This is a genomic window from Nitrospiria bacterium, assembly GCA_036397255.1.
Classification (GTDB): domain Bacteria; phylum Nitrospirota; class Nitrospiria; order DASWJH01; family DASWJH01; genus DASWJH01.
On record DASWJH010000060.1, the window covers coordinates 21,534 to 27,668 of the forward strand.

Consider the following 6,135-nt stretch of genomic DNA (forward strand, 5'->3'; position numbering starts at 1 on the left):
CCTCCTTTTCGGGAATGGCAAACTCATCATATCGCTGGACCGTTTTTCCTGTCAAGAACGGGTATTTTTTTCAAAGGGTTGGTTTTTATGACCTACTCTCTTAGAGATTGAAAAGCCTTTTGGGCGGCGTTTACGGTTTTTTCAATCGCACGTTCCGAATGAGCAAGTGAAAGAAAAAAGGCTTCAAATTGGGAGGGTGGTAAATAGATCCCTTGGGAAAGCATTGCCCAGAAAAAACAGTTAAAAGCCTTGGTATCGGAACGCCTTGCGGTGCGGTAGTCAATCACCGGTTCTTTGGTGAAAAAGACAGAGAGCATGGAACCGACACGGTTTAATTGGATGGGAATAGCCGCTTTTTTTGCTGCTTCACGCAGTCCCTTGTCCAGTTGCTTAGACCGAGTCTCTAAGGTGCGGTAGTTTCGTTTCAGTGCGAGTTGTTTGAGGGTTTCGATTCCCGCTGTAACAGCAATGGGATTTCCTGAAAGTGTCCCGGCTTGGTAGACGGGCCCGGAAGGGGCCACATATTCCATAATTTCCCGTCGTCCTCCATAGGCTCCTACCGGAAGACCTCCTCCAATGATTTTACCCAGACAAGTAAGATCCGGCCGGATGTGATAGAGGGATTGTGCGCCTCCAAAAGCAACCCGGAACCCCGTCATGACCTCATCAAAGATTAATAGGCTTCCCCACTCACGGGTGAGGTTTCGCAACCCTTCCAGAAACCCTTCTGCTGGCGGAATCACTCCCATGTTACCGGCTACCGGTTCTACGATAACCGCTGCAATGGATGAACCTTCCTGCTCAAAAAGTCTTTGCACGGTTTTTAGGTCATTAAAAGGAGCGGTGAGGGTAAGTTGAGCAAGGCTTTCCGGAACTCCCGGGCTATCAGGGATTCCGTATGTGGCTGCTCCCGAGCCCGCCTTCACTAAAAGACTATCTCCATGGCCATGGTAGCATCCCTCAAATTTTAAAATTTTATCCCGTTTAGTACATGCCCGAGCCAGCCTCAAAGCACTTAGGGTAGCTTCCGTTCCGGAGTTGACCATCCGGACCATTTCAATGGAGGGGAAGGCTTGGGTGATCCGTTGGGCCAGCTCCACCTCCTTAGAGGTAGGTGCGCCAAAGCTTGTGCCGTGATCAATGGCTTTTTTGAGAGCTCGGGTAACGGTTGGGTGCCCATGCCCCAAGATCATCGGTCCCCATGAAAGGACATAATCAATATATTCCTGGCCATCTTCATCAATGAGTTTGCATCCCTTGGCCCGGTTGATAAACAGAGGTTTTCCCTCCACTGAACGAAAAGCACGGACAGGGCTATTCACTCCTCCAGGGATATAGCTTAGGGCTTTTTGAAAAAGACGTGTGGAACGCGTTGTTTTCATATTGGTTTTGATGGTTAATCGGTGGAGGCTACCATACCATTGAGCAGGGGAGGAGTCAAGGTGGGAGCAAAATTCACATCACCGATTTTCAGGAAAACCTTTACAAAATTTCTTAAGCGGTTTCATGAAACCCGTTCCTGTGAGTATTTTGTTTTTTTATTTCCGAAATCTAAATTCTTTCAAGGTTTACGCTCTCAATCGGATTCAAAAGGAAGGAGAAGGCAGGTAACAAAGGCGGGATTTGAAAACCATCTTGACACCCTGCACTCCTTGGTTTATAGTAGTGGGTGAACATTTGTTCACCTATGGAAACTCAACCCACCAAAAGGCAGCTTGAGATTCTGAAGTTCCTTGCAGAGTTTGTTCGCAAGGCAGGGTATCCACCTTCGCTCAGGGAGATTGCCAAACGTTTTCGAATCAAGGGGATCAGTGCGGTTAAGAAACACCTGGATGCATTGGAAGAAAAAGGCTGCCTGACCCGAGGAAGGGGAGCCCGTATGATCGGTGTTTCGGATTTGCCTCAGAGCATACCGGTTCCGATTCTGGGCCAGGTGGCGGCGGGTCGGCCGATCCTGGCTCAGGAGAATATCTCAGGAACCTTTGCACTTGATCGTTCAGTGGTGCGCTTTCGTTATCCCTTTCTGTTGAAGGTCAAGGGTGACAGTATGATCGGCGCGGGAATTTTGGAGGGTGACCATGTGTTGGTGAAATCACAACCCCATGCTGAGGATCGGGATATTGTTGTGGCATTGCTGGGGGATGAAGCCACGGTGAAACGTTTTTTCCATCGCGGTAACAAGGTTGTTCTGCAGCCGGAAAATCCGGACCAATCACCGCTTGTTTTAACACAAGATGATGACTTCCGTATCCTTGGCAAGGTCATGGGTACGGTTCGATTTTTGACTTTAAACTAAAGAGGGTTTGGTGATGATTCAACAAAACTATCGTTTTTGGACGTGTCCTACATGTGTCCATGTGCGGGAGCTCAATCGCGAGAAGATGAGCAACCGGTGTCAGTTAATTGATCAAGGCGGTGCTCCCATTGATGGAAAAAGATGGGAATATGAGGATGGTGACCTCTGTCCTGCTTTTGAGTCAAACACAAAACATCCGGCAATGGTGGGCAACGCCGAGCAATAATCTCTATTGATTAGAAAAGAAATGTCATGGCGAAATGCCCACCTGCCGGTAGTGCGGGAAGCAATCTCTTTTTTGATTCGAGCCCGGGGGTTGTTCCACTAAGAACAGAGTTCAGTCATGGTTCATGAACCACCTGTCCCATTCCATATTGACATCCAGCATTCAGGACTTTCCTGGCCCAAGATTCTGATTCCATCAGCCTTAGAGGCCGTGGCATGTGATCGAGGTCAGCTCATCCTGTTTACCGGGCATGAGGGTCTGTTTGCGCTGGGACATTATCTGATGACATGGCGGTTAATAGAGGGAGAAGCAGTTGTATTGATCGATAGTGCTAATGTGTTTGATCTTCCCTTTATCACCAAGGCGGCCCGGGCACTTCAGATGGATGCGAGAAGGCTTCTCAAACGTATTTTTATCTCAAGGGCTTTTACCATCCATCAGCTGGAGGCTGTGGTTCAGGATCGATTGGCTGGAAAGCTAAGGGCCTGTGATAGTCGTTTGTGTTTTGTCTCTGGGTTGCTGGATGGTTTTTGGGATGAGGAAGTCCCGCTATGGGAGGCGGCTCCGATACTCCAGCGGGTCGTTCATTGGCTACGTTCCTTGGCTGATCAGGGAAATCGGATCATCATTCTGGCTCCTGATTCGACGATGCTGGTTGGAAAGAGAAAAGGTCTGGTATCCATTGCGGTTAGATCTGCGGACCGTGTTTTTACTTTATGCCGATCTGAGAAAACCCTCATCTTGAAAGATGATGCAAAGGGAACGAGAGGCAAACCGTCGGGTTTTTTGACATTACCGTTTTCAAAGAAACGGTATCCTGGGAGGTGATGCGATGGGTCGCACGCTGGCCACATTTACCATGCAGATCAATCATGCCCTGGAGGAATGGGGCAAGTTCAAGCGTGCCTTGCGAAAAGAGGATCAGGCGGTTCTTGAAGGATTGTTTGCCCATGCCCGTTACCATGCCCAGGCGGGTGCTTATTTTGCTCCGACGGATGCCTTTTCGGCCATGCTCCTTTCCATGCTGTTAGAAGAACGGAAAGCAAGTCTTGCTCTACAAAGTAAGGTGAAAGAACTTGAGGTAAGGTTTGCAAAAAGAGCTTAAAGGCTGGCTTCTGGATGCCTATCCCTCTTCTAATGGGATGACCCTGTGGTTCATTACAGAGGAGCAGCAACGGGTCCGGTTAATGGATTCGTTTCATCCCTCTTTTTATTTTGATGGTCCTACGCGAGAGCTTCAAAACGCTTTCCTTCTTCTTTCGGAAGAAAAAACTCCTCTTATCGCCAAACAGGTTGAGCGCATCGAGTTCTTCAGCGGTCAACCCATCCCGGTGGTTCAGGTCATCGTTGATCAGCCTTCTGGATTTCCCCATGTTGTCAAAAGAATCACCCGGACCCTAAATGCACTCAGGTTCTACAACTGTGACATCAACCTCACGCAACTCTATTTTTATGAACGGGATCTTTTTCCCTTGGTTTTCTGTTTCGTTGTTTTCAATGAAAATAATCAGGTTCTATCGATCCAGGCCTTGAATTCCTCATGGGATCTGGACTACAGCATTCCCCCGCTGCGCAATCTGCATCTCAAGTTGGAAGGGGAGCTACTCAATCCCAACCATGGCTGGCGGGGAAAACTGGAGATGATTGCGGAACAAGAGGGCTATCTGCTGGAAGCAGAGGATCCGGAGGAACTCCTGGGACTTTTCAACAGCCACCTGCTGAAGCATGATCCGGATATTGTCTTCACCGACTGGGGGGATTCATTTCTCTTTCCTCAGCTTCAACAGATGGCGGATGAAGCAAGGATTCCATTGGCATTGAACCGTGACGCCGAGAGGCGGATGGCAGGAAAGCGCTCCCGGTCCTATGCTTCCTATGGCCGTATCGTCTACAATGCCGGAGCGCAAACCCTGTTTGGCCGGTGTCATATTGACCGGCAGAATTCCTTTATTCTCCATGAAGCCGGCATGGAAGGGCTTTTTGAGCAGGCCAGGGTGACCAAACTTCCGCTACAGCACTTGGCCAGAACATCAACGGGAACCGGCATCACATCGATGCAGTTAGAAGTAGCTTATCGTCGGGGGATTCTGATCCCGTGGCGAAAGCGAGAGCCGGAAGCGTTTAAATCCGCTGAACAACTTTTAACCATCGATAAAGGAGGTCTGGTCTTCCTCCCACCTGTGGGTTTTTACGAAGAAGTAGCGGAACTTGATTTTGCATCGATGTACCCTGCCATTATGGCGAAGTTCAATGTCTCGCCCGAGACGGTTGGCTGCTCCTGCTGTCCGGAAAATCGCGTTCCTGAAACCGGTTACTCCATCTGTACCCGGCGAAAAGGTCTGGTGCCTCAGACCTTGGAGCCTCTCCTTGCAAAGAGAAGCCATTACAAAAAGCGGTTGCAGTCAGCCACGGATCCCGTTCAGAAAAAACGCTATGATCAACGCCAGACGGCTCTAAAGTGGCTTCTTGTGGTTTCGTTTGGATATCTCGGATATAAAAATGCCCGTTTTGGTCGCATTGAGGCCCACGAATGCGTGACGGCGTACAGCCGGGAAATGCTTCTCCGGGCGAAAGAGATTGCCGAAGCCCAGGGGTTCCGACTGCTTCATGCCATCGTGGATTCCCTTTGGCTTAAAAAGCCGGGTGCAGCGGAGCAGGACTACGAAAATCTTGCAAAAGCGATTTCTCATGGAACGGAGCTTCCGATTAACTTTGAAGGGATTTACCGTTGGATCGGTTTTCTCCCCTCCAAAACCAAGCCAACACTCTCTGTGCCCAACCGTTTTTACGGTGTTTTTCGGGATGGAAAAGTCAAGGTTCGGGGATTGGAGGTGAGGCGGTCGGATACCCCAGCAATTATTAAAGAGGCGCAGACTTACATGATGGATCTGTTGAATCGAACCGAAACCCTTAAAGACTATGAAGCCTGTATTCCTCATGTTCTTGAAATTCTGAGAGACTATCGGCAGCGGATTCACGAAGGGCAAGTGGCTCTTTGCGACTTGGTTATCTCCCGTGATCTTTCCAAAGATCCCAGGCAGTATCAGAAGGCCACGCTTTCGGCCGTGGCCGCACAGGAGCTTCTCGCCAGGGGCATCAAGCTGGATCCCGGTGAATCGATCCAATACATCATTACGAATGCAGAAGACAAAGATCCCACCAGCCGGGCCCGCGCCTATCCTCTATTAACATCGAATCATTCCTATGACCGGGAAAAGTACATGGAGCTTCTTTTAAAAGCGGGAGAGAGCCTCTTGTCTCTTTTTGGGTATGACCTCAAAAAGCTCGACGCGTTGACGGGGTAGGTTTAAAGAATCAGGGGAAATCTCCCCGATGCTGATCGTTAATCAGTGCGATGGAGTAAAATTTGAACGGCGACAAGGTGTAAGGTTTTAAACAATTTCTCTTCCAAAAATTTTAATTTTTTCCCTACCCAGGGTTGAAAACCTTTTTTGAATAGTGTTGACTTTTAAGGTACTGTCAAGTATTTTGTGTGAATTTAGTGAACCAGTGTAATCTATGATTCACCCTGCCCACCGGCGTTTTCCTCCAAGCCAGCTCCATCTTTAATGCAATAAAAGCCAGAAGTCTGTAACAAGAACTTTCTCCTGCC

General features: G+C 48.9%; 6 protein-coding genes. 5 read left to right on the plus strand and 1 reads right to left on the minus strand.

Features of this window, described 5'->3' with window-relative positions:
• Positions 1 to 92: 92 nt before the first annotated feature.
• On the minus strand, positions 93 to 1,382 hold the full coding sequence (hemL, locus tag VGB26_08190; GenBank protein HEX9757767.1) for a glutamate-1-semialdehyde 2,1-aminomutase: 1,290 nt from the start codon (positions 1,380 to 1,382) through the stop codon (positions 93 to 95).
• Positions 1,383 to 1,687: 305 nt separating this feature from the next.
• On the opposite strand from hemL, the gene lexA reads away from it, so the two are divergent.
• From lexA to VGB26_08215, 5 genes are all read left to right on the plus strand, one after another.
• Positions 1,688 to 2,296, plus strand: a complete 609-nt coding sequence (gene lexA, locus VGB26_08195; protein ID HEX9757768.1) for a transcriptional repressor LexA — start codon at positions 1,688 to 1,690, stop codon at positions 2,294 to 2,296.
• An 85-nt stretch (positions 2,297 to 2,381) separates the two neighbouring features.
• Entirely contained in the window at positions 2,382 to 2,522 is a 141-nt protein-coding gene (locus tag VGB26_08200) for a hypothetical protein (protein HEX9757769.1), read from the plus strand.
• Between the two features lie 117 nt (positions 2,523 to 2,639).
• On the plus strand, positions 2,640 to 3,350 hold the full coding sequence (locus tag VGB26_08205; protein ID HEX9757770.1) for a hypothetical protein: 711 nt from the start codon (positions 2,640 to 2,642) through the stop codon (positions 3,348 to 3,350).
• A 4-nt stretch (positions 3,351 to 3,354) separates the two neighbouring features.
• Complete coding sequence (locus VGB26_08210; protein ID HEX9757771.1) at positions 3,355 to 3,627, plus strand: hypothetical protein; 273 nt, start codon at positions 3,355 to 3,357, stop codon at positions 3,625 to 3,627.
• Entirely contained in the window at positions 3,611 to 5,827 is a 2,217-nt protein-coding gene (locus tag VGB26_08215; protein HEX9757772.1) for a DNA polymerase domain-containing protein, read from the plus strand. The genes VGB26_08210 and VGB26_08215 overlap by 17 nt, the downstream gene beginning before the upstream one ends.
• Positions 5,828 to 6,135 lie beyond the last annotated feature (308 nt).

Bases quoted from the DNA above. Each gene is read 5' to 3' on its own strand.
- lexA (HEX9757768.1), top strand. From the start codon at position 1,688: ATGGAAACTCAACCCACCAAAAGGCAGCTTGAGATTCTGAAGTTCCTT.
- VGB26_08205 (HEX9757770.1), top strand. From the start codon at position 2,640: ATGGTTCATGAACCACCTGTCCCATTCCATATTGACATCCAGCATTCA.
- hemL (HEX9757767.1), bottom strand. From the start codon at position 1,382: ATGAAAACAACGCGTTCCACACGTCTTTTTCAAAAAGCCCTAAGCTAT.
- VGB26_08210 (HEX9757771.1), top strand. From the start codon at position 3,355: ATGGGTCGCACGCTGGCCACATTTACCATGCAGATCAATCATGCCCTG.
- VGB26_08200 (HEX9757769.1), top strand. From the start codon at position 2,382: ATGAGCAACCGGTGTCAGTTAATTGATCAAGGCGGTGCTCCCATTGAT.